Here is a 24,975-nt window from a genome sequence, read left to right on the forward strand (position 1 = left end):
GGGGCTCAAACCATGCACCGAAGCTACGGGTATCATCTTATGATGATGCGGTAGAGGAGCGTTCTGTAAGCCTGTGAAGGTGAGTTGAGAAGCTTGCTGGAGGTATCAGAAGTGCGAATGCTGACATGAGTAACGACAATGCGAGTGAAAAACTCGCACGCCGAAAGACCAAGGTTTCCTGCGCAACGTTAATCGACGCAGGGTTAGTCGGTCCCTAAGGCGAGGCTGAAAAGCGTAGTCGATGGAAAACAGGTTAATATTCCTGTACTTCCAGTTATTGCGATGGAGGGACGGAGAAGGTTAGGCCAGCCTGGCGTTGGTTGTCCAGGTTTAAGGTGGTAGGCTGAAATCTTAGGCAAATCCGGGATTTCAAGGCCGAGAGCTGATGACGAGTTGCCTTTAGGCGATGAAGTGGTTGATACCATGCTTCCAAGAAAAGCTCCTAAGCTTCAGATAACTGGGAACCGTACCCCAAACCGACACAGGTGGTTAGGTAGAGAATACCAAGGCGCTTGAGAGAACTCGGGTGAAGGAACTAGGCAAAATGGCACCGTAACTTCGGGAGAAGGTGCGCCGGCGAAGGTGAAGGGCTTGCCCCGTAAGCTTTTGCTGGTCGAAGATACCAGGCCGCTGCGACTGTTTATTAAAAACACAGCACTCTGCAAACACGAAAGTGGACGTATAGGGTGTGACGCCTGCCCGGTGCCGGAAGGTTAATTGATGGGGTTAGCGCAAGCGAAGCTCTTGATCGAAGCCCCGGTAAACGGCGGCCGTAACTATAACGGTCCTAAGGTAGCGAAATTCCTTGTCGGGTAAGTTCCGACCTGCACGAATGGCGTAACGATGGCGGCGCTGTCTCCACCCGAGACTCAGTGAAATTGAAATCGCTGTGAAGATGCAGTGTATCCGCGGCTAGACGGAAAGACCCCGTGAACCTTTACTATAGCTTTGCACTGGACTTTGAATTTGCTTGTGTAGGATAGGTGGGAGGCTTTGAAGTGGGGACGCCAGTTCTCATGGAGCCATCCTTGAAATACCACCCTGGCAACTTTGAGGTTCTAACTCAGGTCCGTTATCCGGATCGAGGACAGTGTATGGTGGGTAGTTTGACTGGGGCGGTCTCCTCCCAAAGAGTAACGGAGGAGTACGAAGGTGCGCTCAGACCGGTCGGAAATCGGTCGTAGAGTATAAAGGCAAAAGCGCGCTTGACTGCGAGACACACACGTCGAGCAGGTACGAAAGTAGGTCTTAGTGATCCGGTGGTTCTGTATGGAAGGGCCATCGCTCAACGGATAAAAGGTACTCCGGGGATAACAGGCTGATACCGCCCAAGAGTTCATATCGACGGCGGTGTTTGGCACCTCGATGTCGGCTCATCACATCCTGGGGCTGAAGCCGGTCCCAAGGGTATGGCTGTTCGCCATTTAAAGTGGTACGCGAGCTGGGTTTAGAACGTCGTGAGACAGTTCGGTCCCTATCTGCCGTGGACGTTTGAGATTTGAGAGGGGCTGCTCCTAGTACGAGAGGACCGGAGTGGACGAACCTCTGGTGTTCCGGTTGTCACGCCAGTGGCATTGCCGGGTAGCTATGTTCGGAAGAGATAACCGCTGAAAGCATCTAAGCGGGAAACTTGCCTCAAGATGAGATCTCACTGGGATCTTGAATCCCCTAAAGGGCCGTCGAAGACTACGACGTTGATAGGTTGGGTGTGTAAGCGCTGTGAGGCGTTGAGCTAACCAATACTAATTGCCCGTGAGGCTTGACCATATAACACCCAAGCAATTTGCTTCTGCAGATTGCGGTGGTGAAGATGACATGAGCCGAAAGTTCGCAACGCATCACAAACATCACATATCCGAATTCGCTGGGCTGTCCAACAGGACATTCTGGCTACAGAATTTCTTGACGACCATAGAGCATTGGAACCACCTGATCCCATCCCGAACTCAGTAGTGAAACGATGCATCGCCGATGGTAGTGTGGGGTTTCCCCATGTGAGAGTAGGTCATCGTCAAGATTCATTTCGCAAAACCCCTATCTGCGCATGCAGGTAGGGGTTTTGTCTTTGGGGCTACCCATAGCTATTGCAGCTGAAGACGTGATTTGAGCTGTAAGACCTCGCCTACCATCTGAACCGTAGAATCCTACCGACCTATCAGAAACGCCCGACTGTATCCGGTTAACGAAAGCCGGCTCTACTGGCTTCCTTCTAAACGATCAAAGAGGGAAGGCATCATGGCCGCATTCAGCCCGGCACGCATTGCAGTCATCCAGTTCGCCCCTCAGGTCGGGCTTGAACATTGCGCTGGTAACCTCGCCAAGAGCGTGGCATTGGCACGTAGCGCCGCGCGTGCTGGAGCCAACCTCATTGTGCTGCCCGAACTCACCAACACGGGCTACACCTTTGTGTCGCGAGCAGAAGCATATGCTCACGCCGAGACGCTTGAGCACGGCCCCAGCGTGCAGGTTTGGGCCGACCTGGCCGAGCAATATCAGATCTACCTGGCTGCCGGGTTCGTCGAACAGGATGGATTTAAACTGTATGACAGTGCGGTGCTGTTCGGCCCGAGCGGTTTGCTCGGGCATTACCGCAAGGCTCACTTGGGAGCCCAGGAAAACCTGTGGTGTACCCCAGGTAACTCGGGCTTTCCAGTATTCGAAACATCGATAGGCCGCATTGGTCTTTTGATCGGTTGTGATATCTGGTTCCCGGAAGTGCCCCGGGTGCTGTCAGCCCAAGGGGCCGATCTGATCTGCAGCCTCAATAACTGGGTCTGGACGCCACCCCCGCTATTCGATCAGACAGACCGGTGCATGGCCAATTACCTGACTATGACGGCCGCTCACGTCAATAACGTCTGCATCGCCGCTGCCAATCGTATCGGGAACGAGCGAGGTAAGCGGTTTCTGGGATGTTCGCTGATTGCTGGAACCAACGGCTGGCCTATCGGCGAGGTGGCAAGTGCAGAGGAGCAGACCACCGTCTTCGCCGATATAGACCTGAGCAGTGCTCGCTCGGCCGCTTGCAACGCCTTGAATGGCGTACCCCGCGATCGACGTACAGATCTTTACGACGTAACCCTCGGTTATCGCCTGCATGAGGCCATACCACGTTAAGGAGTTGAGCACGCCATTCAGGCAGACCTATATGATGCGTATGTGGCGCGCAGGCGCTGTGCACGAGGTCTTTATGTTAGGGTGCACGGACATCTGACTGCCAGGACCCTACTGCATGTTCTTACCGCTTACCGAAAAAGAGCTCAATCGCCTCGAAGACATGTTGATCGTCTACGGCAATGATTACTCGGTCATCAATCTGGCAGAGCTCAACGGGTTCTTCACCGCCCTGGCCAGCTCACCCAATACCGTCCAGCCTATGGAATGGCTACCAGCGGTAGCCGGCGGTCACGTTCCCAAGTTCAAGAAGCCGGCTGACGAAGAGGCCTATACGGCATTGATGCTGCGCTACGCCAGTCAGGTGGCCGAAGACCTGGAAGACAATGTCGATGGTTTCCAGCCGCTTTTCGAGCAAGGCGAGGGCGACCAGGGGACCGAAGTCGTCATGGAGGAGTGGTGCTTTGGCTACATGCGTGGCACCCAAGTCGCGGGTTGGGCTGCTCTGCCTCCAGAACAGGATGCGCTGCTCAAGACCATCTCGCTGCATGGGCTGGAAGATAACGTCGAGTTATTGGACCAGATGTCCGAACAGGATATCCAGCAGTGCGTGCCCCACGTCATCGATGCCGTTCGCCAGCTTTACCGATTTCATTCACAGCAGCGGTAAGGCAATGAGAGTTGTTGTTCAAGCACGGTAACGACAACGCCATACTTACCCTGTCCGAGCTGGACGGCTTCATGAACGCGCTGTGCAGCACACCGCGCGTTGTACCCCCAAGCGAATGGCTACCCGTGGTAGGTGGGGAAAGCTGCCTCATTTCAAAAGCAAGGCGCAGAGCCAGCGTTATTTTGATCTACTCATCAAGTTCCACAACCGTGTGTTGCAGATGCTTGCGCAGGCAACCGATGAACTTGAACTGCTATTCGAAGTACGAGAACTTCCAGACGGCGATGTCGTGGTTCTCGAGGACTGGTGCTTTGGCTACATGAAAGGGGTAGAAGTAGGTCAGTGGCCGCCTTTGCCTGCTGGGCTTCGACATCACTTCGATGCAATCGCGCTCCATGGCGAGGAGAAGAGTTTTCCATTGCTCGATAAGATGAGCTCTGAGGAACATCAAGCCACAGTTCCCCGCGTCGTAGAGGCTGTGCACCGGCTCTATCTCCACAACCGTCATTCCTGAAACACAAGCCCTTGCAGTCACTGCCGCACAGAGCTTGGTACATACGTGTGTCCGGTCACTGCATCACCCTTTATAGCCAGCGCTACACAGGCCAATTGTTTCGACCAGCGAAATTGAGGCTTGCTCCAGGCGCTGATTCTGCTCCTGCACCGATACATGCAGTATGGCTCTACCAGCGCTATGCCGGCGCTGATCAGGAGCCATGCCGATGTCCACCCCAATAAAGCTCTACAACTTCCCCAAGTCCGGTCACGCGCACCGCATCGAGCTCATGCTTTCCCTGCTTGGGTTGCCAACCCAACTGGTTTTCGTTGACCTGGCAGCAGGCGCACACAAGCAACCCGAGTTCCTGGCCCTCAACCCTTTCGGCCAGGTGCCGGTGATCGATGACAACGGCACGGTGATCGCTGATTCCAACGCCATCCTGGTGTACCTGGCCAAGAAATATGACAGCGGCGCATGGCTGCCCGAAGATCCGGTGGCAGCCGCTGCCGTGCAACGCTGGTTGTCGGTGGCTGCCGGCCCGCTGGCCTTCGGTCCGGCCGCCGCGCGCCTGGTGACCGTGTTTGGTGCGGCATTCGATACCGACGAGGTCATTGCACGCGCCCATGGGCTGCTCAAGGTGATCGATACCGAACTGGCCAAAAGACCGTTCCTGGTAGGCCATACGCCAACCATCGCCGATATCGCCAACTACTCGTACATCGCCCACGCACCTGAAGGCAATGTGTCGCTGGAGCCCTATGCCAATGTGCGCGACTGGCTGATGCGAATCGAAGCGTTGCCCGGCTTCGTGGCCATGCCACGTACCCAGATCGGGCTGCAGACCAACGCCTGACACCGTACCGCCCCCGAGGACGTCGCCATGCAGCACATACACGACCATCGCCCATCGCCCTGGCACCCAGGCGAGAAAACCCTGCAGGAAAAGGTGGGTGTAGCAGCGCGCATGGAGGCGGTGGGGCATAAGGTCATTCGCGACTACATGCCCGATCAGCACCGCGCCTTCTACCACCAGCTGCCGTTCATTGTTGCCGCCAGCGTGGACGCGCAGGGCCGTCCGTGGGCGACCTTGCTGGAGGGGCCGGAAGGTTTCATCCGCTCGCCCCATCCTCGTGAGCTGACAATCGATATCCAACCGCCAGCCGACGATCCGGCGACGCCAGGGCTGGCCGCCGGGCAGGCAGTCGGCCTGTTGGGCATCGAACTGCACACCCGTCGGCGCAACCGTCTCAACGGCCGCATCCACCAGACCACCCATGAGCAGTTGCAGGTGACTGTGGCTCAGTCATTCGGCAACTGCCCGCAATACATCCAACGGCGCGACTACATCCGGGTCGCGCAAATGCCACAAGGGCGTATCGATTCCACAGCGCTGGATGCCGATGCCGTCAGTCTGATTCAGGCAGCCGATACCTTCTTCGTCGCCAGTTATGTCGAGCACGCCGACGGCCGGCGAGCGGTAGACGTCTCCCACCGCGGCGGACGACCTGGGTTCGTCAGGGTTGAAGGCAGTCTCCTGACCATCCCCGACTACGCCGGGAACCTGCACTTCAATACTTTGGGCAACCTGCTGGCAAACCCCCGTGCTGGGCTGCTGTTCATCGACTTCAGCAATGGCAACGTGCTGCAACTGTATGGGCGTGCCAAGCTGCTGCTGGACAGCCCCGACATCCCATTGTTCGAGGGCGCCGAGCGCCTCTGGACGCTGGAGGTCGAGCATGTGGTATGGCGTCCGGGCGCAGTTGGCCTGCGTTGGGCATTCAAGGACTACGCGCCTACCACGTTGGCGACTGGCACCTGAGGCCATCTGTCGCAACGCTCGCAACAGGCGCCATGGCAACCCTGGCGCGTGTTGCGGGTGGAGCAGGAAAGCCGTGATATCCGCTCGTTCTACCTCGAGCCGCCTGGCGCTAGCGCAGTGACGTTCGCGCCAGGGCAACATGTGCCGGTGCAAATCCCGCTGGACCCGCATAAGCCGCTGATCCGCACCTACAGCCTGTCCAGCGCGCCTTCCGACGGTCATGTGCGCATCAGCGTCAAGGCACAGAGGCCCGCTTCGCGCTACCTGCATGAGCGCGTCGTGGCAGGCGATGTGCTGCAGGTGCGCCCGCCGGTAGGCGGCTTCACGCTGGATCTGAACAGCACTCGGCCGCTGGTGCTGATTGGCGCTGGCGTAGGCATCACCCCTTTGCTGGCCATGTTGCGCGAGCAGTTGAAGCAAGGGCCGGCGCGGGTCATTCATCTTTTCCAGGGCGCCCGTAGCTTGGCTGATCTGGCATTCCACAAGGAATTGGCACACTTGCAACATCACGCCGCAGGGCTGCTGCACGTGCACCGCACCCTGAGCCAACCCGAAGATCACGCCCGGCCAGGCCGTGATTATCAGTTTGCCGGCCGGCTGAGTATCGAGCACGTCAAAGCCACACTGACATTGGATGACTACGATTTCTACCTGTGCGGCCCAGGCAGCTTCACCCAGGACCTCTACCAGGGGCTACGCGGCCTGCATGTGCCGGACACGCGGATTCATGCCGAGGCGTTCGGCCCGTCTAGCCTTCGCCGCCACTTCGACGCCGGCCAGCCGACCCTGCAGCAACCGCCTGCTGCCAGCGAGTCAGTCGCGGTCCATTTTGCGGCATCAGCCAAACAGGCGCAGTGGTCACCCTCCAGCGGCACACTGCTGGAGTTGGCCGAGGCACATGGCCTGTCGCCGGAGTTCAGTTGCCGGGGTGGAACCTGCGGCACCTGCAAAACGCGGTTGCTCAGTGGCCAGGTGCATTACCCTAACCTCCCAGTCGAAATGCCGCAGAGCGGGAGCGCGCTGATCTGTTGTGCGGTGCCCGCGAAGGTGGATGAGCCAGGGCAGGCGCTGGTGCTTGATATCTGATCGGCCAGAACAGGCAGCACAAACGCCTTGAATCAAACATAATGCCTGTATTCCCACCCCCAGGAGCCCGCATGGACCAGATCCACCTGATGAAGGTGTTTGTCGCCGTAGGCGAACTGGAAAGCTTCGCCGCGGCTGCGCGTCGCCTGGATATCTCCCCAGCGGCCGTCACCCGTGCTGTCGTCGCCCTGGAGGAACAACTCGGTGTCAAGCTGGCGCTGCGCACCACCCGCAGTGTGCGCCTGACTGAAGCCGGCGGCCGCTACCTGGAGGACACCCGGCACATCCTCGCCAGCATTCACGAGGCCAACGAAGCCGCTGCCGGCATCAACGCCACCCCCAAGGGCGATCTGGCCATCACCGCCCCGAGCCTGTTCGGCAAGAAGTTCGTCATGCCGTGCATCGTGCAGTACTTGCAACGATTTCCGGAGGTCGACATTAGCGCCTACTTCCTGGACCGCATCGTGAATATGGTCGAGGAGGGCATGGACGTGGCCGTGCGCATCGGCCCCTTGCCCGATTCGGGCCTCAAGGCATTGCGCGTGGGCAAGGTACGCCGCATGTTGTGCGCCTCGCCTGAATACCTGGCCCGCTATGGCACACCCGAACATCCTTCCGACTTGGCAAGCCATGCGGTGATTGGCACCACCGACCTGTCACCGCGCGCTGGTTGGCGCTTCGGGGTGACCGACGAATCGACGTTGGTGCGGGTCAAGCCACGGTTGACCGTCACCAGCAACGACGGGGCGATTGCCGCCGCCAGTGGCGGGCTGGGAATCGCCCGCCTGCTGTCCTACCAGGTGGCTGACGAGCTGGCCAGCGGGCAACTGCGAGTGATCCTGGCTGAATACGAAGAAGCCCCGTGGCCGATTCATGTGCTGCATCGGGAGAGCAAATACGGTTCAACCAAGGTCCGGACCTTCATCGACCTGCTGGCACAAAGCCTGAGGGCCCAACAGTTGGATTGACCTGCTACCCAGCCCATGGGCGGGGTGGGTCTGTCTGGTAAAGTACCGAACTGTTCGCTGGCAGCCCGCCAGCGCGCAATGCTCACAAAAGATTACGCAAGGAAGCCGCTGGATGAACAAACGCTTCACACGCACCTGGCTCGCCGCGCTGCTGTTGCCATGGCTTGCCGCATGTAACGGCCAAAAAGTCGAGCGCGTGCTGGTTTATCAGAACACGGTCTACGACTGGCGCATCGAACACGTGGTGGCCCACAACTGGCCGGCCGGCCCGCACCAGTACTACGAGGTGTTCCTCAAAGGCCGCTTACTGATACTGCCGGCCAACACCTTCAACGACGTGCGCGACATCCGCGAGTTCGTCGCCGCAGGCGGCTTCGATACCAACAACTGGCGCAACGATACGATCATCGTGGCGTTCGAGAATGTGCAGGCGCGCAAGGGCGGCAACGAGCACTTTGTCCGCTCGCTGATGATCACCCCGACGCACCAGGAAGGGGAAGTGATACTGGCCGACATGACCACCCGCCAACAGGTTGCCGTGCAGCGGGTGGAGCCGGGTGGTGATCACTAAAAGTGGATAATGACTTGCGCTGCAACTGTAAGGTGAACAGCGACTCAGAAGGGTTCAAACTGGAACCCGGTCCTTCCTTGCTATTCGACGATACAACACAAGCGTCGCGCACAGCGCACACAGTGCAGCGAATGCGACCCAGTAAGCAGGCGCTGCTTTGTCACCGGTTTCATGGATCAACCAGGTCGACATGACCGGTGTGAAACCGCCGAACAGGGCCGTAGCCAAGCTGTAGGCTAGGGAAAAGCCCGCTACCTTCACTTCGACTGGCATGATTTCCGTGAGCGCCGGGATCATCGCACCGTTGTACATCGCATAGAGGAACGAGAACCACAGCAGTACCTCAAGCATGTGCGCGAAGCTTGCCGCATGGGCCAGGTAAGACAGTGCTGGGTAAGCGGTGAACAGGGTGAGTACGGTCATGGCGATCAGGATTGGTTTACGACCGAAACGGTCGCTGAGCGTGCCGCCGATGGGTAGCCAGATAAAGTTGGACACGCCTACCAGAAGCGTCACCAGCAACGCGTCATTTGTGCTCAGGTTGAGTACAGTCTTACCAAAGGTAGGAGCGTACACAGTGATCAGGTAGAAGGCACTGGTGGTCATGGCGACCATCAGCATGCCCGCGATGACTACCGATGAGTTGCGGCCTAGGGTGGCGATCACTTGCTTCATGGTCGGGCGATGCTGACGCTTCTCGAACGCTTCGGTTTCTTGCAGGTTACGGCGCAGGAAGAAGATGAACGGAATGATCATGCAGGCAGCGGCAAACGGAATTCGCCAGCCCCACTCGCTGATCTCGGCCGGCGCTAGGCTTTGATTCAGTCCGTAACCCAACGCGGCGGCGACCACGATGGCGACCTGTTGGCTGCCGGATTGCCAGCTGGTATAGAACCCTTTGCGACCCGGTGTAGCCATTTCGGCTAGGTAGACCGACACCCCGCCCAATTCAGCACCGGCGGAAAAGCCTTGCAGCAAGCGGCCAAGCAGTACGAGCGCGGGTGCCCAATAGCCGATCGTGGCGAAGCCGGGGACTAGGACGATGAGCAACGTGCCGCTAGCCATGATTGACAGCGTGACGATGAGGCCTTTGCGGCGGCCAACATCGTCGATGTAAGCGCCCAGAATTACCGCCCCCAATGGCCGCATGAGGAATCCGGCGCCGAACACAGCGAAGGTCATCATCAGCGAGGCGAATTCGCTGGAGGCTGGGAAGAAAGCTGAGGCGATTTGGGTGGCGTAGAAACCGAACAGGAAGAAGTCAAATTGTTCGAGGAAGTTACCAGATGTGACACGTAGAACCGCCGCGGCCTTGGACCGGGCGGGAGGCGAAGCAGGCATAGACGGTTCTCCAGCATGAATCTGTTCGTTGTTGAACGATCAATCCCCTCGATTATGCTGGACACATCCTGAAATGCTTAATGAAACATTCTGATCACTGCGGCGCAGGGCGCACAGGGGCCTTACGCGACAGGAGAGGTGACAAGCTCTTGATCCATTCGCAAAGCTCATCGTTTGACGAAAGAACCGATTTCAGCCGCAGATCTGCCAGATCACCGGCCTTCTTCCAGGCTCCGGCTGCTTCTCCAAGCCGGTACAACCCGCGTCGCCACAGATGACGCTACAGCGGCTACATTCGCCGCTATACCGTGTACAGGGTGCACCAGGCCCGATTCGGCATCGGCACTAACAGGCGCCTTCATGCCGAAGAAATATGAGTTACCTTTCTTCGCCTGGTGCATGTCGGGATCGCGCTTACGTTCCTTGTTCCTGGTCGAACTGGGGTGCGTGGATGATGAATCAGAAAAATTTCAGAGGGATTAAGTGCACAATGAGCTCATCCGGGCATTGTGCACTTAATCAGCATCGCTTGTAGTATCAGGACTACGTTTAGTATTGGTGAAAAAATTCAGCCGGAGGTGAACACCTACGCCTTGAAGATCAATCCCAGCTCAACGCCCCACCGGTCTGGTACTCGATAACTCGCGTCTCAAAGAAGTTCTTCTCCTTCTTCAAGTCCATGATCTCGCTCATCCACGGGAACGGGTTGGTCGTGCCTGGGTACTCTTCCTTCAGGCCGATCTGCGTCAGGCGACGGTTGGCGATGAACTTGAGGTAGTCCTCCATCATTGCCGCGTTCATGCCCAGTACGCCGCGTGGCATGGTGTCACGGGCGTATTCGATCTCCAGCTGAGTCCCCTGCAGGATCATCTGGGTGGCTTCTTCCTTCATCGCCGCATCCCACAGGTGCGGGTTTTCGATCTTGATCTGGTTGATCACGTCGATACCGAAGTTCAGGTGCATCGACTCGTCACGCAGGATGTACTGGAACTGCTCGGCAACGCCAGTCATCTTGTTGCGACGGCCCATGGACAGGATCTGGGTGAAGCCGCAGTAGAAGAAGATGCCTTCCAGAACGCAGTAGTAGGCGATCAGGTTGCGCAGCAGTTCCTTGTCGGTCTCGACGGTGCCGGTGTTGAACTCGGGGTCGGAGATGGCGCGGGTGTACTTAAGGCCCCAAGCCGCTTTCTTAGCGACCGACGGGATCTCGTGGTACATGTTGAAGATCTCGCCTTCATCCATGCCCAGCGACTCGATGCAGTACTGATAGGCGTGGGTGTGGATCGCCTCTTCGAAGGCCTGGCGCAGGATGTACTGGCGGCACTCGGGGTTGGTGATCAGGCGGTACACAGCCAGGGCCAGGTTGTTGGCAACCAGCGAGTCGGCCGTGGAGAAGAAGCCCAGGTTGCGCATGACGATGCGGCGTTCGTCCTCGGTCAAGCCGTCCTGGCTCTTCCACAGGGCGATGTCGGCGGTCATGTTGACCTCCTGCGGCATCCAGTGGTTGGCGCAGCCGTCGAGGTACTTCTGCCAGGCCCAGTCGTACTTGAACGGCACCAGCTGGTTAAGGTCGGCGCGGCAGTTGATCATGCGCTTTTCATCCACCGCCACACGGGCCGAGGAACCTTCCAGCTCAGCCAGGCCTTCGGCAACGTCCAGGGCGTCCAGGGCCGCCTTGGCGCGCTTGACGGCCTCGGAGTCCGACGCCGTGGCAGCGCGGGCTTCCAGGGCTGCGGCACCGCCGGCGCTGTCGAGTTTGTCGAGGGTGGCGGCGGCGTGAGCCTGCGCAGGGGTGTTGCCTTTGGCGGCGACTTCGCCGTCATCTTCTTTATCGAATTCGTCCCAGCTCAGCATGGTGAGAGTCTCCTGCTCGAGGGCCATCTGTGAAGTATGGCCGGTAGATCTTGGTTGCGGTGCGGTGCACGCAAATCAGCGGTGCCCATGGCGGGCTGGCCCCAGCGGCGTGGCTGCGGCTTTTGTATCGGGTAGCGGGGCGGCAGCGCCACACCCGCAGGCTTGCATACGGCTCTACAAAAAAGAGGCTTCCCGCAGGAAGCCTCGGCCTGGCCTTACTGGCAGGCTTCGCAGTCCGGCTCGTCGATCGCGCAGGCCTTGGGCACTGGTGCAGGGCCGGCTGCCTGGACCGGGGCGCTGTCGCCACCGCTGGACACGGCGTTGAGCTTGCCGGTGTTGATGGTCGACTTCTCGGTGCTGGTGGCGGCCAGGGCACGGAGGTAGTAGGTGGTTTTCAGACCACGGTACCAGGCCATGCGGTAGGTCACGTCCAGCTTCTTGCCCGAGGCACCGGCGATGTACAGGTTCAGCGACTGCGCCTGGTCGATCCACTTCTGGCGACGGGAAGCGGCGTCGACGATCCACTTGGTTTCCACTTCGAAGGCCGTGGCGTACAGGTCCTTGAGTTCTTGCGGAATACGCTCGATCTGCTGCACCGAACCGTCGTAGTACTTCAGGTCGTTGATCATGACCGAGTCCCACAGGCCACGGGCCTTGAGGTCGCGAACCAGGTACGGGTTGATCACGGTGAACTCGCCCGACAGGTTCGATTTCACGTACAGGTTCTGGTAGGTCGGCTCGATCGACTGCGACACGCCGGTGATGTTGGCGATGGTCGCAGTTGGCGCAATGGCCATGATGTTCGAGTTACGAATACCTTTCTGTACCCGGGCACGGACCGGCGCCCAATCCAGGGTTTCGTTCAGGTCGACGTCGATGTACTTCTGGCCACGGGCCTCGATCAGGATCTGTTGCGAGTCCAGCGGCAGGATGCCTTTGGACCACAGCGAGCCTTGGAACGTCTCGTAGGCGCCGCGCTCGTCGGCCAGGTCGCAGGAGGCCTGGATGGCGAAGTAGCTGACCGCTTCCATCGACTTGTCGGCGAATTCGACGGCAGCGTCGGAACCGTAGGCGATGTGCTGAAGGTACAGCGCATCCTGGAAGCCCATGATGCCCAGGCCTACCGGCCGGTGCTTGAGGTTCGAGTTACGCGCCTGCGGCACCGAGTAGTAGTTGATGTCGATCACGTTGTCGAGCATGCGCACGGCCGTGTTGACGGTGCGTTGCAGCTTGGCGGTGTCCAGCTTGCCATCGACGATGTGGTTCGGCAGGTTGATCGAGCCCAGGTTGCAGACCGCGATCTCGTCCTTGTTGGTGTTCAAGGTGATCTCGGTGCACAGGTTCGAGCTGTGCACCACGCCCACGTGCTGCTGAGGCGAGCGCAGGTTGCACGGGTCCTTGAAGGTCAGCCATGGGTGGCCGGTCTCGAACAGCATCGAGAGCATCTTGCGCCACAGGTCCTTGGCCTGGATGGTCTTGAACACCTTGATCTTGTTGTACTCGGTCAGGGCTTCGTAGTACTCGTAGCGCTCTTCGAAGGCCTTGCCGGTCAGGTCGTGCAGGTCCGGCACTTCCGAGGGCGAGAACAGGGTCCACTTGCCGTCGTCGAAGACGCGCTTCATGAACAGGTCAGGGATCCAGTTGGCGGTGTTCATGTCGTGGGTACGACGGCGATCATCACCGGTGTTCTTGCGCAGCTCGATGAATTCTTCGATGTCCAGGTGCCAGGTTTCCAGGTAGGCACACACAGCGCCCTTGCGCTTGCCACCCTGGTTGACCGCAACAGCGGTGTCGTTCACGACTTTGAGGAACGGCACGACGCCCTGGGACTTGCCATTGGTGCCCTTGATGTAGGAGCCCAGTGCACGCACCGGCGTCCAGTCGTTGCCCAGGCCACCTGCGAATTTGGACAGCATGGCGTTGTCGTGGATCGCGTGGTAGATGCCCGACAGGTCGTCCGGGACGGTCGTCAGGTAGCAGCTCGACAGCTGCGGGCGCAGGGTGCCGGCGTTGAACAGGGTCGGGGTCGAGGCCATGTAGTCGAAGGACGACAACAGGTTGTAGAACTCGATCGCGCGCGCTTCCTTGTCCTTTTCTTCCAGTGCCAGGCCCATGGCCACACGCATGAAGAAGACCTGCGGCAGCTCGAAGCGCACGCCATCCTTGTGGATGAAGTAGCGGTCGTACAGGGTTTGCAGGCCCAGGTAGGTGAACTGCTGGTCACGCTCGTGATCGATGGCCTTGCCCAGGCGCTCCAGGTCATAGGCTGCCAGGGCCGGGTTGAGCAGCTCGAACTCCACGCCCTTGGCGACGTAGGCCGGCAGGGCCTTGGCATACAGGTCGGCCATTTCGTGGTGCGTGGCGCTGTCAGCGACGTTCAGGAAGGCCAGGCCTTCGGCGCGCAGGGTGTCCATCAGCAGGCGAGCGGTGACGAACGAATAGTTCGGTTCACGCTCGACCAGGGTACGGGCGGTCATCACCAGGGCGGTGTTGACGTCCTTGATGGCCACGCCGTCGTACAGGTTCTTCAGGGTTTCGCGCTGGATCAGGTCGCCATCGACTTCGGCCAGGCCTTCGCAGGCTTCGCTGATGATGGTGTTCAGGCGCGCCATATCCAGCGGCGCCAGGCTACCGTCGGCCAGGGTGATGCGAATGCTTGGGTGCGGCTCGACCACGGCGTCGGTGCTGACGCGGGTGGCGCGCTCCTTGGCGCGCTGCTCACGGTAGATGACGTAGTCACGGGCGACTTTCTGCTCGCCGGCGCGCATCAGGGCCAGTTCGACCTGGTCCTGGATTTCTTCGATGTGGATGGTGCCACCCGATGGCATGCGACGCTTGAACGTGGCCGAGACCTGCTCGGTCAGGCGCGCGACGGTGTCGTGAATGCGCGACGAAGCGGCGGCGGTACCGCCTTCAACTGCGAGGAACGCCTTGGTGATGGCCACGGTGATCTTGTCGTCGGTGTAGGGGACGACAGTACCGTTACGCTTGATCACGCGCAGTTGGCCAGGGGCAGTGGCGGCCAGATCCTGATTGGATTCGGCAACCTGCGGGGCCTTGGCCTGCGGGTTCTCGCGAGTCGTGTCGGTTTGCATGGGTGGGTGTCTCCACAGTTTCTATATTGATCAGGCGCCCAATTGGGCGCCCACCGTTCCGTCCACTTGCTCGATTGCCTGGCGGGGATGCGCAACGCAAGCGCATCCGTCCGCGCGGGCGTACCGACTTCGGGACAGACTCAGGAATAAGGGCAATGGCTTGCCGCTCCCTGGCCGAAGTCAAAAGTTCCGGGTTGCCGGAATCCGTTGCTGATGAGTGCCAGGCTCGCCTGGTTCACCCATGCCCGAACAAGGCCCTGACAGGGCTTGCCTCGGTCGCCTCCGCAGGAGCGGTTTGGCTGCTGAAACCACCGTAAGTTCAGCCGAAAAATCCGATGATTTTGCGGGTTGACTTTTGTAAGTGATTTTGCGCGAACCCCTATATCTAGTGGTTCGTCGCGATCGCGATACAAGATAATGCGGTATGGGGGTGTTTGCAAGGCGAGCGGCTGTGGATATCTTGTGGGTACTTTGTGAGTGAAACGTGAGTATTCGCTGTAGGCCTTGTGCCCACTGGTTTGAAGTGTTTTTCTGCGTCTGCTTGCCGCTGGGCAGTTTTTTTCAGGGGCCGCCGACGCACCCGGATCATTGTCCACAGAACCACCCAAGTGGGTTGGCTCGACAGGGTCCTGGTCGTACTATCCAGGGAAAAACAACACCAACAGGCCCTACGCCATGGATCCAACGCTACCGCGCATCCTCATCGTCGAAGACGACCAGCGTCTGGCCGAACTGACTGCCGAGTACCTGAGCGCCCAAGGGTACGCGGTCAGTGTCGAGGGCGATGGCGCTCGCGCAGCGCGACGCATCATCGACACCCGGCCGGACCTGGTCATGCTGGATGTGATGTTGCCGGGCGAAGATGGCATGAGCATCTGTCGGCGCGTGCGCAGCCAGTACCCTGGGCCCATCCTGATGCTCACGGCGCGCACCGACGAGCTGGATCAGGTGCAAGGACTGGACATTGGCGCAGACGACTACGTGTGCAAGCCCGTACGCCCCCGGCTGTTGCTGGCGCGCATCCAGGCCTTGTTGCGTCGCAGCGAGGCGCCTGCGGGCAAACGCCAGGACCTGACCTTCGGTGCGCTGCGCATCGACAGCCGGGTGCGTGAGGCGTGGCTTGGCGATCGGCAGATCGAGCTTACCGGCGCCGAATTCGACCTGCTTTGGCTGCTGGCCAGCAACGCTGGCAAGGTGCTGACCCGCGAGCAGATCTCCACGGCGCTGCGCGGTGTGGGCTATGACGGCCAGGACCGCTCCATCGACATACGCATTTCCCGTATCCGCCCTCGCATCGGCGACGACCCTATCCAGCCCCGGCTGATCAAGACCCTGCGCAGCAAAGGCTATCTGTTCGTGGGCCAATGCCCGTGAACTCCATTTTCCTGCGCATCTATGGCGGCATGCTGGCGGTCCTGGTACTGGTGGCGCTGCTGGGGGTGCTCAGCCTGCACCTGGTCAACGAAGTGCGCGCCGCCCAGCACCGCGAGGGCCTGGCGCAAGGCACGTTCAGCCTCATGGCCGATAACCTGGCCGGACAGAGCGACACCGAGCGCAAGCGTTCCCTGCTGCTGTGGGGGCGGCTGCTGGGGGTACCGCTGCAGTTGCAGCCCATGTCGGCCTTCGCCCTCGATGGCGCACAACGCGCACGTCTGTACCGCAGCCTCGTCGTGGTCGAGAAGACCGGCCCGCATGCAGCTCGGGTGTTGCGCAGGGTAGGGCAGCAGGACCTGCTGCTGGTCGCCCAGGTCAGGCAGATCAGCGAGCAACTGGCGCGCGCTACCCTGTATCTACTGGCCGACGAGCTGGTGCGTTACCCGGTGACCGAACAGCAGCAGCGCCTGGAGCAGATCAAGCACGACAAGGGCTTCGGGTTTGGGGTTGCCTTGCAGCGTATCGAGCGGGCCAGCCTGGATGATGATCAGCGGCGCCGGGTGGAGGAGGGTGACACGGTGATGGCGCTGGGCATGGATGGCGATTCCATACGCGTGTTCGCTGGGCTCTCCGGCTCGCCGTGGGTGCTGGAGATCGGCCCCTTGCACCAGCTCAACCCCTACCCACCCCAGTTGCTGGTGTTGATCACCCTGGTTGGTTTGAGCCTCATTGGCCTGGTGGTCTACCTGCTGGTGCGCCAATTGGAGCGGCGCGTTTCCGGCCTGGCGCGGGCCGCGGCGGGCATCGCCCAAGGCAGCCTGGACACGCGTGTACCGGCAGGCGATGCCGATTCGATCGGGCGCCTGGCAGCGGCATTCAATGGCATGGCCGAGCACTTGCAGCGCTCGCTGTCCATGCAGCGCGAGCTGGTACGTGCCGTGTCGCACGAGCTGCGCACCCCCGTGGCCCGCTTGCGTTTTGGCCTGGAAATGGTCGAAAGCGCCGCCACCGAGCAGGCACGCGCCAAGCACCTTGCCGGCATGGACGGCGACATCCAGGACCTGGACAAGCTGGTCGACGAAATGCTCACCTACGCGCGCCTCGAGCAAGGCGCCCCGGCCCTGACGTTCCAGCGTATCGACCTGGATGCCTTGCTCGATCAGGTCATTGCCGAACTGGCCCCGTTGCGTCGCGACATACGCTTGTTGCGGGGCGATTGCCAGGGCGTCGAAGGCGAGACCGCCTGGGTCGAGGCAGAGCCCCGCTACCTGCACCGCGCCGTGCAGAACCTGGTGAGCAATGCCCTGCGCCACGCCGAGCACGAAGTGCGCGTGAGTTATCAGCTAGGCCCGCACGTGTGCCGTATCAATGTGGAAGATGACGGGCCAGGCATTCCGGAAGGGGTCTGGGACCGCATCTTCACGCCTTTCATGCGCCTGGATGACAGCCGCACCCGGGCCTCCGGTGGCCATGGCCTGGGTTTGTCGATCGTGCGCCGTATCATCTATTGGCACGCAGGCCGCGCCACGGTAGGCCACGGCACGGCCCTGGGTGGCGCCTGTTTCAGCCTTGCCTGGCCACGACAACAGGCGCCGTTGTAGGCCTCAGGCGCTAACCAGGCTCAGCAAGTGGCCATCCTGCAGACAGAATTGCCCCTGTAATTGGGCGCCCTTGCGCCATTGGGCGGACAGGTCGGTGAGCAGGCGCAGCGTGGCCAGCCCGTCAGCGGACCATTCCAGCAGCTCGGCATGTTCGAAGTAAAAGCGCTGGCCAGTCAGGGGGTAGAGCGTCTTGAACAGGCTTTCCTTGAGCGAGAAGGTCAGGGTCACGGCCAGGCCCAACTGCCGGTGGTCCAGACGCTCCAGCTCCATCGGTGTCAGGATCTCGCCCATCAAACGCTCGGCGCGCTCGTCATCGAGCAGCGCTTCCTGGTCCAACCCCAGCCCGCGGCAGTTGCTTTGAGCAGCAACCACCGCCGCCGCCCAGCCTTTACCGTGGGTAATCGAGCCCCGAATGCCGGCAGGCCAGATGGGGGAGCGGTCTTCGTGGGTGGTGGGCACGTAGTGCCGGCCGTCCAACTGCTGCAACGCCGCGCGCGCGCATACCCGCCCGGCGATGTATTCAGCCTGGCGCTTGGCAACTGAACGTTGCAGGCCCGCACTGGGCACGATGCCAGCACGCGCGAAGTCGTCCGGGGTCACGCTTGTGGGGTCGAAGGCGCAACTGACCAGTACCGCACCAGGCAAGGGACGGGGCAAGGGCCAGTGTTGCCGAAGCGAGGTACAGCAGGCAGGAAGGGTCGTCATGCGCGCTATTGTGCCAGCTGAGCAGGGGTTGCGGGAGGGGCAGGGCGATACAGCCCGGCACATGGGCGCAGTTTTCAACGCAAGCATGAAAACGCGCCCACTGCTGCCTACCTATTACGGTGATCGCTGGCGTCCCAGCATGGCTGCCCCGCGTGATCACTCATTGAACACCTGCTTGAAAAACGCCTGCATGTCTGCCCAGGAGCGTTCGTCGGCCGCCTTGTCATAACCGATGTCGGGCCCGCCGTGAGCGCCATGGCTCAGGCGGTCGGCATCAGGGTTGGTGAACCCGTGCTTGGCCCCGTCGAGGCTGACGAAACGGTAATTCACCTTCGCCGCGTCCATCTCCGCCTTGAAGGCCTGCACCTGTTCGGCGGTCACCATGCTGTCCGCTGCGCCGTGCTCCACCAGAATTGCCGCCCTCACCACCCCAGGCTTTGCGGGTGTAGTGGTAGCCAGGGCGCCATGGAAACTCACCACACCGTCGAGCTTCTCGCCGCGCCTGGCGGCATCGAGTACCACCTTGCCGCCAAAGCAGTACCCCACAGCGCCCAGGTCATGCTTGTTGGTGTTGGGCTGCAACTTGAGCAATTCCAGCCCGGCGTCGAAGCGCCTGGCAGCAGCCTTGGGGTCCTTGAGTGCTGCCGCCATGAACGCCTGGGCGTCCTGAGGGTGCTCGGTGTGCTTGCCGTCACCGTACATGTCGATGGCCAGGGCGTTGTAACCCAGCGCTGCCAAGTCCCGGGCGCGTCGTTTGGCGTAGTCATTGAGCCCCCACCACTCATGCACCACGACGATGCCTGGCCGCTTGCCGGTGACGGCGTCGTCATAAGCGTAATAGCCGACCAGCCGGTTGCCGTCGGCATCCTGGTAGGGGATCTCGCGGGTCTGTACCGCCGCCTGGGCAAAGGCGGCAGTACACATCAAGGTCAAGGCCAGCAAGGCGCGCATGGTGACTACTCCTGGATTGCAATCGGTTCGTTCAGTCAATGTTCAGCAAGGGTTCAGTCGAGGTTCAGTGTGCCCTGCTTACTCTAGCTTCCAGACCTCAACAGCGCACTCGACTGGAGTAACCTCACCATGAAAACATTCAATACCCTGCTTGCCGCCGTAGCCGTCTGCGCCGCTGGCATGACCAGCGCCCAGGCGGCCGACGAAAACTTCGCCAGCCTCACCTACGGCCAGACCAGCGACAAGGTTCGCAAGTCAGGCCTGCTGCAACGCAACACCGACCACCTCAACACCGACGGCGTCATCGCCAAGGACGGTACCTGGGGCGTGCGCCTGGGGCGCATCAATGACCAGGGTCGCTACTACATGACCTACGACAACGTTTCCGGTGACCACAGCGGCTTGAAACTTCGCCAGGAAAACCTGCTGGGCAGCTATGACCTGTTCCTGCCCGTAGGCGATACCACCAAGCTGTTCGGCGGCGGCACCCTCGGCATGACCAAGCTGTCCCAGGAATCGCCAGGCCTGAGCCGCGACACCGACTACGGTTATGCCTACGGCCTGCAGGCAGGCGTCATCCAGGACATCACCGACAAGGCCTCGGTCGAACTGGGCTACCGCTACCTGCGCACCAATGCCGCCACCGAGGTCAGCCCCCACGGCGCGCCGAAGGCCGGCACATTGCGCCTGAGCAGCAGCGCGCAGACCTATCTGGCGGCTTCCTACAAGTTCTGACCTGCCCGTCGCGTTATCCTGTAGCGACCCGGGTCTGGCAAGCCAGCTCCAACCAGTGCCATGCTGGGCCATCAGGCCGGTAGGCGCACGCGGTGGGGCTGGCTTGTCAGCATTGGGCACCGTACAGGCACATCCATCAAGGAGCTGCACATGAAACTGCTGGTGGTCGAGGACGAAGCCTTGCTTCGCCATCACCTCTATACCCGCCTGGGGGAAAGTGGCCACGTGGTCGAGGCGGTCGCCAATGCCGAGGAGGCGTTGTACCAGGCCGAGCAGTACCACTTCGACCTGGCGGTGGTCGACCTGGGGCTGCCGGGCATCAGTGGCCTGGAGCTGATCACGCGCCTGCGCAACCAGGCCAAGACCTTCCCCATCCTCATCCTCACGGCCCGCGGCAACTGGCAGGACAAGGTCGAAGGGCTGGCCGCTGGCGCCGACGACTACCTGGTCAAGCCGTTCCAGTTCGAAGAACTCGAGGCGCGCCTCAATGCGCTGCTGCGCCGCTCCAGCGGCTTCACCCAGTCAACCATCGCCGCCGGCCCGTTGGTCCTTGACCTCAATCGCAAGCAGGCGACGCTCGACGAGCAGCCACTGGGCCTGACTGCCTACGAATACCGCATCCTCGAGTACCTGATGCGTCATCACCAGCAGGTGGTGGCCAAGGATCGCCTGATGGAGCAACTCTACCCTGGGGATGAAGAACGTGATCCAAACGTCATCGAAGTGCTCATCGGGCGCTTGCGGCGCAAGCTCGAAGGCGAGTGCGGCTTCAAGCCCATCGATACCGTGCGCGGGCTTGGCTACCTGTTCACCGAGCGCTGCCGATGATTCGATCCCTGCGTGTGCGCCTGATGCTGGCCGCTGCCGTGCTGGCGGTGCTGTTCATGCTGGCGCTGCTGCCAGCTTTGCAGAAAGCCTTCAGCCTTGCCTTGCAGGAGTCGATCGAACAACGCCTGGCTTCGGACGTGACCACGCTGATTTCGGCGGCGCGTATCGAAAACGGGCAGTTGCAGATGCCGGCGTTGTTGCCGGACGAACGTTTCAACCTGCCCTATACCGGTCTGCTGGGGTACATCTTCGACCGCGCTGGCCAACTGGTCTGGCAGTCCCGGGCCACGGCGGCGCAGAACATCAACTATCAGCCTCGCTACGATGGCCGCGGAAACGAGTTCGCACGCATCCACCAGGCCAATGGCGAGGAGTTCTTCGTTTATGACGTCGAGATTAAGCTGCTGGGCGGCAAGAGTGCCGCCTTCAGCATCGTGGCCCTGCAGCCGGTGCGCGACTATCAGCGCACCCTCGATGGCCTGCGTGAAAAACTCTACCTGGGCTTCGGGGCTGCCTTGCTGGCACTGCTGGCGCTGCTCTGGGCCGGGTTGACCTGGGGGTTGCGCTCGCTACGCCGCCTTAGCCGCGAGCTCGACGATCTGGAATCCGGCGCGCGGGACGGCCTGAGCACACACCACCCCCGCGAACTGCTGCGCCTGACCGGCTCGCTGAACCGCCTGCTGCAAAGCGAGCGCGAGCAACGCCAGCGCTACCGGGATTCGCTGGACGACCTGGCGCACAGCCTGAAGACGCCCTTGGCCGTGTTGCAGGGGGTGGGCGAAAGCCTGCAGCAGCACAACGGTGAACGGGAGCAGGCCAGGGTCTTGCAGAGCCAGATCGAACGCATGAGCCAGCAGATCGACTATCAACTGCAACGTGCCAGCCTGCGCAAGAGCGGCCTGGTGCGTCATAGCGTGGTGCTACGCCCCTTGCTCGACAGCCTGTGTAGCACGCTGGCCAAGGTCTACCGCGATAAACACGTGGACGTGACCTTGCAGGTGCCGGACCAGGCGCGGGTACCCATGGAGCAGGGCGCATTGCTCGAACTGCTGGGTAACCTCCTGGAAAACGCCTACCGCCTGAGCCTGGGTCAGATAAGGGTCAGCCTGTTCAGAGAAGCTGGACGGCTCACGCTCTGTATCGAAGATGACGGTCCAGGCGTGCCCGCCAACCAGCGCCAGCGCATTCTGGAGCGTGGTGAGCGGTTGGACAGTCAGCACCCGGGGCAAGGCATCGGCCTGGCTGTGGTGAAGGACATCATCGACAGCTACGATGCCGAACTGAGCCTGGATGACTCGGCGCTTGGCGGCGCCGCCTTCCGTATCACCTTCAATCTGGAATGAGCCCAGGCGGTTTTCCGCCATCTGGGCTGCTCCAATTCCGCCAGCGGGCGGAAACCCGCCACCCTTCCTCACGTTTCGCCCCGACGTTGGGCATGGAAAGCCAGCAATAGCCCTGCCTGCACCCGGTTTGGGCATTTTGGCATCACCCTTGCTATCGCTATTGGCAGAGGCCTGCGAAGGCAGCTCTACCACAACGACAAATCCCTCCAAGTGCAGGAGGGTTAGCGATTCAGGTGCTGCACCCCTGGAACAGGGTGGCGCGGCACACTTGAGGAAAAACAGCCATGACGACACGTCAGCCGCTTTACAAATCCCTGTACGTCCAGGTGTTGGTTGCCATCACCATCGGTATTCTGCTCGGCCATTACTACCCGGAAACGGGCGTTGCCCTCAAACCCTTGGGTGATGGCTTCGTCAAACTGATCAAGATGGTCATCGCACCGATCATCTTCTGCACCGTGGTCAGCGGTATCGCCGGCATGCAGAGCATGAAATCCGTCGGCAAGACGGGCGGCTATGCGTTGCTGTATTTTGAAATCGTCTCCACCATCGCGCTGATCATCGGCCTGGTGGTCGTCAACGTGGTCAAGCCCGGCGCGGGCATGCACATCGACGTCAGCACCCTCAATGCCAGCAGCGTGGCTGCCTATGCCGCCGCTGGCGCGCAGCAGACCACCGTAGGCTTCCTGCTCAACGTCATCCCCAACACCGTGGTCGGCGCCTTCGCCAACGGCGACATCCTGCAAGTACTGATGTTCTCGGTGCTGTTCGGCTTCGCACTGCACCGCCTGGGCAGCTACGGCAAGCCGTTCCTGGACATGATCGATCGCTTCGCCCATGTCATGTTCAACATCATCAACATGATCATGAAGCTGGCCCCGATCGGTGCCTTCGGCGCCATGGCGTTCACCATCGGCCAGTACGGCGTGGGCTCGCTGGTGCAGCTGGGCTACCTGATGGCGTGCTTCTACATTACCTGCCTGCTGTTCGTGCTGGTGGTGCTTGGTGGCATCTGCCGCGCCCACGGTTTCAGCGTACTCAAGCTGATCCGCTACATCCGTGAAGAGCTGCTGATCGTGCTGGGCACGTCCTCGTCCGAGTCCGCGCTGCCACGCATGCTGGCCAAGATGGAACGCCTGGGTGCCAAGAAGTCCGTGGTAGGCCTGGTCATTCCGACCGGTTACTCGTTCAACCTGGACGGCACCTCGATCTACCTGACCATGGCTGCGGTGTTCATCGCCCAGGCTACCGACACCCCGATGGACATCACCCACCAGATCACCCTGCTGCTGGTGCTGCTGGTCGCCTCCAAAGGTGCCGCTGGCGTTACCGGTTCGGGCTTCATCGTGCTGGCGGCCACGCTGTCTGCCGTGGGCCACTTGCCGGTTGCCGGCCTGGCACTGATCCTGGGCATCGACCGCTTCATGTCCGAAGCGCGTGCCTTGACCAACCTGGTGGGCAACGCCGTTGCCACCGTGGTCGTAGCCAAGTGGGTCAACGAGATGGACAACGACAAGCTGGCGTCGGAGTTGGCTTCGGGTGGCGGTCCGCTGATCGACACCCGTCCGACCGACGACCTGGGCGTTGCCGAAGGTCCAGCACGTTGATTACAGCGTAACGGTACGAAAAAAGGCGACCCGGCGGGTCGCCTTTTTCATGGGCGGCTGTTGGTACTTGAGGCAGATGGCGACAGCACAACCCCCCCAGATGCAGCGCTATTGCACCTTCAAGCCAGCACCACCTCCAGCACACGGATCACATCCGTCTGCGGATAATGCCACCTGACCTGCACATCCCAGAACTTGACCCCATACACCCGTTCGGCCACAGGCACCTGATAGGCTGGCCGTGGGTCTTGCGCCAAGCATTGCTCGATCAATGCCACCAGGGGCTCGCCCAGGCGCAACGCATGCTCGCTGGCCTGGGGCAGGGCGCTGTCGGCCCACTGCACGGTAATGGCCACTGGCGCACCGCTGGCCATGTGGTTATGGGCACCCTCGACACTGTCGGCATAGGGTACGTAGGGCTTGATGTCCAGCACCGGCGTGCCGTCGAGCAGGTCGATGCCTGACAACAGCAAGCGGCCAGGTTCAACGCCCTCCAGCCGCACCACCGACTGGCCGATGCCGTTGGGCCGGTGCGTGGCGCGAGTGGCGAACACACCCATGCTCTTGTTGCCCCCCAGGCGCGGTGGGCGCACTTTGAGCCTGGGTTTTTCTTCCAGGGCCTGGTGGAACAGAAACAGCAGCCAGACGTGGCTGACCTGTTCCAGCCCTTCGACTGCCTCGGCTTGGTCGAACGGGGGCAGTAGCTCCAGCACACCGCGTGCGGCCGGCGCCAGTTGCGGCTGGCGCGGAATGGCGAACTTCTCCTTGAAACAGGAGCGCACGATCCCCACCGGCGCCACCGTATGCTGCATGA

Annotated in this window: 18 protein-coding genes, 2 rRNA genes and 3 pseudogenes (1 of these 23 cut by a window edge); 16 read left to right on the forward strand and 7 right to left on the reverse strand. The window is 60.9% G+C overall.

Going from position 1 to position 24,975, the window contains the following annotated elements:
* The 10 genes and pseudogenes from NMB38_RS05340 to NMB38_RS05385 form a co-directional block, all read left to right on the forward strand.
* A 23S ribosomal RNA gene (locus tag NMB38_RS05340) occupies window positions 1–1,767 on the forward strand (it extends 1,126 nt beyond the left edge of the window).
* Between the two features lie 134 nt (window positions 1,768–1,901).
* Window positions 1,902–2,017, forward strand: a 5S ribosomal RNA gene (rrf, locus tag NMB38_RS05345).
* A 218-nt stretch (window positions 2,018–2,235) separates the two neighbouring features.
* A complete protein-coding gene (locus NMB38_RS05350) occupies window positions 2,236–3,117 on the forward strand; it encodes a nitrilase family protein (RefSeq protein ID WP_049696444.1) in 882 nt (293 codons plus the stop codon).
* Between the two features lie 115 nt (window positions 3,118–3,232).
* On the forward strand, window positions 3,233–3,784 hold the full coding sequence (locus tag NMB38_RS05355; protein WP_027914186.1) for a UPF0149 family protein: 552 nt from the start codon (window positions 3,233–3,235) through the stop codon (window positions 3,782–3,784).
* Between the two features lie 14 nt (window positions 3,785–3,798).
* A pseudogene (locus NMB38_RS05360) lies at window positions 3,799–3,867 on the forward strand (UPF0149 family protein); the annotation flags it as partial.
* The gene (locus tag NMB38_RS05365) at window positions 3,867–4,298 is read left to right on the forward strand and encodes a UPF0149 family protein (RefSeq protein WP_494354915.1); all 432 of its coding nucleotides are present in this window, start codon (window positions 3,867–3,869) and stop codon (window positions 4,296–4,298) included. The pseudogene NMB38_RS05360 and the gene NMB38_RS05365, both read left to right, overlap by 1 nt.
* Before the next feature lie 208 nt (window positions 4,299–4,506).
* Entirely contained in the window at window positions 4,507–5,136 is a 630-nt protein-coding gene (locus tag NMB38_RS05370) for a glutathione S-transferase family protein (protein ID WP_027914188.1), read from the forward strand.
* Between the two features lie 27 nt (window positions 5,137–5,163).
* Window positions 5,164–7,188, forward strand: a pseudogene (locus NMB38_RS05375) (pyridoxamine 5'-phosphate oxidase family protein).
* A gap of 71 nt (window positions 7,189–7,259) precedes the next feature.
* Window positions 7,260–8,156 carry a LysR family transcriptional regulator gene (locus tag NMB38_RS05380; protein ID WP_027914190.1) on the forward strand — a complete coding sequence of 299 codons (897 nt, stop codon included), beginning with the start codon at window positions 7,260–7,262 and terminating at the stop codon, window positions 8,154–8,156.
* A gap of 112 nt (window positions 8,157–8,268) precedes the next feature.
* Entirely contained in the window at window positions 8,269–8,727 is a 459-nt protein-coding gene (locus NMB38_RS05385) for a hypothetical protein (protein WP_027914191.1), read from the forward strand.
* Window positions 8,728–8,781: 54 nt separating this feature from the next.
* On the opposite strand, the gene NMB38_RS05390 is transcribed toward NMB38_RS05385, so the two are convergent.
* The 4 genes and pseudogenes from NMB38_RS05390 to NMB38_RS05405 all read right to left on the reverse strand — a co-directional run bounded on the left by NMB38_RS05390 (window position 8,782) and on the right by NMB38_RS05405 (window position 15,017).
* A complete protein-coding gene (locus tag NMB38_RS05390) occupies window positions 8,782–10,068 on the reverse strand; it encodes an MFS transporter (RefSeq protein ID WP_027914192.1) in 1,287 nt (428 codons plus the stop codon).
* A 201-nt stretch (window positions 10,069–10,269) separates the two neighbouring features.
* Window positions 10,270–10,529: pseudogene (locus tag NMB38_RS05395) on the reverse strand (IS5/IS1182 family transposase); the annotation flags it as partial.
* Between the two features lie 139 nt (window positions 10,530–10,668).
* Window positions 10,669–11,922 (reverse strand): ribonucleotide-diphosphate reductase subunit beta, encoded by a 1,254-nt coding sequence (locus NMB38_RS05400; protein ID WP_023536270.1) that lies wholly within the window; start codon window positions 11,920–11,922, stop codon window positions 10,669–10,671.
* A 215-nt stretch (window positions 11,923–12,137) separates the two neighbouring features.
* Entirely contained in the window at window positions 12,138–15,017 is a 2,880-nt protein-coding gene (locus NMB38_RS05405) for a ribonucleoside-diphosphate reductase subunit alpha (protein WP_023536265.1), read from the reverse strand.
* A gap of 675 nt (window positions 15,018–15,692) precedes the next feature.
* Between NMB38_RS05405 and NMB38_RS05410 the strand changes: the two genes are divergently transcribed.
* Window positions 15,693–16,391: a response regulator gene (locus NMB38_RS05410; RefSeq protein WP_236165739.1), complete on the forward strand. Its 699-nt coding sequence runs from the start codon at window positions 15,693–15,695 to the stop codon at window positions 16,389–16,391.
* Between the two features lie 29 nt (window positions 16,392–16,420).
* Complete coding sequence (locus NMB38_RS05415; RefSeq protein ID WP_280076972.1) at window positions 16,421–17,992, forward strand: ATP-binding protein; 1,572 nt, start codon at window positions 16,421–16,423, stop codon at window positions 17,990–17,992.
* A 3-nt stretch (window positions 17,993–17,995) separates the two neighbouring features.
* Here the strand turns inward: NMB38_RS05415 and NMB38_RS05420 are convergent, their stop codons facing one another.
* Together NMB38_RS05420 and NMB38_RS05425 are read right to left on the reverse strand one after the other, a co-directional pair.
* On the reverse strand, window positions 17,996–18,697 hold the full coding sequence (locus tag NMB38_RS05420; RefSeq protein ID WP_111475394.1) for a 4'-phosphopantetheinyl transferase family protein: 702 nt from the start codon (window positions 18,695–18,697) through the stop codon (window positions 17,996–17,998).
* A 156-nt stretch (window positions 18,698–18,853) separates the two neighbouring features.
* The gene (locus NMB38_RS05425; RefSeq protein WP_027914197.1) at window positions 18,854–19,648 is read right to left on the reverse strand and encodes a dienelactone hydrolase family protein; all 795 of its coding nucleotides are present in this window, start codon (window positions 19,646–19,648) and stop codon (window positions 18,854–18,856) included.
* 129 nt (window positions 19,649–19,777) lie between these two features.
* Here NMB38_RS05425 and NMB38_RS05430 point away from each other — a divergent pair, with 129 nt between their 5' ends.
* The 4 genes from NMB38_RS05430 to NMB38_RS05445 all read left to right on the forward strand — a co-directional run bounded on the left by NMB38_RS05430 (window position 19,778) and on the right by NMB38_RS05445 (window position 24,161).
* Window positions 19,778–20,383 (forward strand): outer membrane beta-barrel protein, encoded by a 606-nt coding sequence (locus NMB38_RS05430; protein ID WP_023536250.1) that lies wholly within the window; start codon window positions 19,778–19,780, stop codon window positions 20,381–20,383.
* A gap of 150 nt (window positions 20,384–20,533) precedes the next feature.
* Entirely contained in the window at window positions 20,534–21,211 is a 678-nt protein-coding gene (locus NMB38_RS05435; RefSeq protein ID WP_023536231.1) for a response regulator, read from the forward strand.
* Window positions 21,208–22,554, forward strand: coding sequence for an ATP-binding protein (locus NMB38_RS05440; protein WP_028687377.1), 1,347 nt, complete (start codon window positions 21,208–21,210; stop codon window positions 22,552–22,554). Before NMB38_RS05435 ends, NMB38_RS05440 begins: the two co-directional genes overlap by 4 nt.
* 284 nt (window positions 22,555–22,838) lie before the next feature.
* A complete protein-coding gene (locus NMB38_RS05445; RefSeq protein WP_027914199.1) occupies window positions 22,839–24,161 on the forward strand; it encodes a dicarboxylate/amino acid:cation symporter in 1,323 nt (440 codons plus the stop codon).
* A gap of 119 nt (window positions 24,162–24,280) precedes the next feature.
* Here the strand turns inward: NMB38_RS05445 and tsaA are convergent, their stop codons facing one another.
* Complete coding sequence (gene tsaA / locus NMB38_RS05450) at window positions 24,281–24,973, reverse strand: tRNA (N6-threonylcarbamoyladenosine(37)-N6)-methyltransferase TrmO (protein ID WP_111475464.1); 693 nt, start codon at window positions 24,971–24,973, stop codon at window positions 24,281–24,283.
* Window positions 24,974–24,975 lie beyond the last annotated feature (2 nt).

Source organism: Pseudomonas sp. FBCC-B35 (assembly GCF_059133755.1).

What these genes read in the sequence shown, in the direction of transcription:
- NMB38_RS05400 (WP_023536270.1), bottom strand. Translation starts at nt 11,922, where the DNA reads ATGCTGAGCTGGGACGAATTCGATAAAGAAGATGACGGCGAAGTCGCC.
- NMB38_RS05370 (WP_027914188.1), top strand. Translation starts at nt 4,507, where the DNA reads ATGTCCACCCCAATAAAGCTCTACAACTTCCCCAAGTCCGGTCACGCG.
- NMB38_RS05380 (WP_027914190.1), top strand. Translation starts at nt 7,260, where the DNA reads ATGGACCAGATCCACCTGATGAAGGTGTTTGTCGCCGTAGGCGAACTG.
- NMB38_RS05440 (WP_028687377.1), top strand. Translation starts at nt 21,208, where the DNA reads ATGATTCGATCCCTGCGTGTGCGCCTGATGCTGGCCGCTGCCGTGCTG.
- tsaA (WP_111475464.1), bottom strand. Translation starts at nt 24,973, where the DNA reads ATGCAGCATACGGTGGCGCCGGTGGGGATCGTGCGCTCCTGTTTCAAG.
- NMB38_RS05415 (WP_280076972.1), top strand. Translation starts at nt 16,421, where the DNA reads ATGCTGGCGGTCCTGGTACTGGTGGCGCTGCTGGGGGTGCTCAGCCTG.
- NMB38_RS05410 (WP_236165739.1), top strand. Translation starts at nt 15,693, where the DNA reads ATGGATCCAACGCTACCGCGCATCCTCATCGTCGAAGACGACCAGCGT.
- NMB38_RS05390 (WP_027914192.1), bottom strand. Translation starts at nt 10,068, where the DNA reads ATGCCTGCTTCGCCTCCCGCCCGGTCCAAGGCCGCGGCGGTTCTACGT.
- NMB38_RS05435 (WP_023536231.1), top strand. Translation starts at nt 20,534, where the DNA reads ATGAAACTGCTGGTGGTCGAGGACGAAGCCTTGCTTCGCCATCACCTC.
- NMB38_RS05405 (WP_023536265.1), bottom strand. Translation starts at nt 15,017, where the DNA reads ATGCAAACCGACACGACTCGCGAGAACCCGCAGGCCAAGGCCCCGCAG.
- NMB38_RS05350 (WP_049696444.1), top strand. Translation starts at nt 2,236, where the DNA reads ATGGCCGCATTCAGCCCGGCACGCATTGCAGTCATCCAGTTCGCCCCT.
- NMB38_RS05430 (WP_023536250.1), top strand. Translation starts at nt 19,778, where the DNA reads ATGAAAACATTCAATACCCTGCTTGCCGCCGTAGCCGTCTGCGCCGCT.
- NMB38_RS05445 (WP_027914199.1), top strand. Translation starts at nt 22,839, where the DNA reads ATGACGACACGTCAGCCGCTTTACAAATCCCTGTACGTCCAGGTGTTG.
- NMB38_RS05355 (WP_027914186.1), top strand. Translation starts at nt 3,233, where the DNA reads ATGTTCTTACCGCTTACCGAAAAAGAGCTCAATCGCCTCGAAGACATG.
- NMB38_RS05385 (WP_027914191.1), top strand. Translation starts at nt 8,269, where the DNA reads ATGAACAAACGCTTCACACGCACCTGGCTCGCCGCGCTGCTGTTGCCA.
- NMB38_RS05425 (WP_027914197.1), bottom strand. Translation starts at nt 19,648, where the DNA reads ATGCGCGCCTTGCTGGCCTTGACCTTGATGTGTACTGCCGCCTTTGCC.
- NMB38_RS05420 (WP_111475394.1), bottom strand. Translation starts at nt 18,697, where the DNA reads ATGACGACCCTTCCTGCCTGCTGTACCTCGCTTCGGCAACACTGGCCC.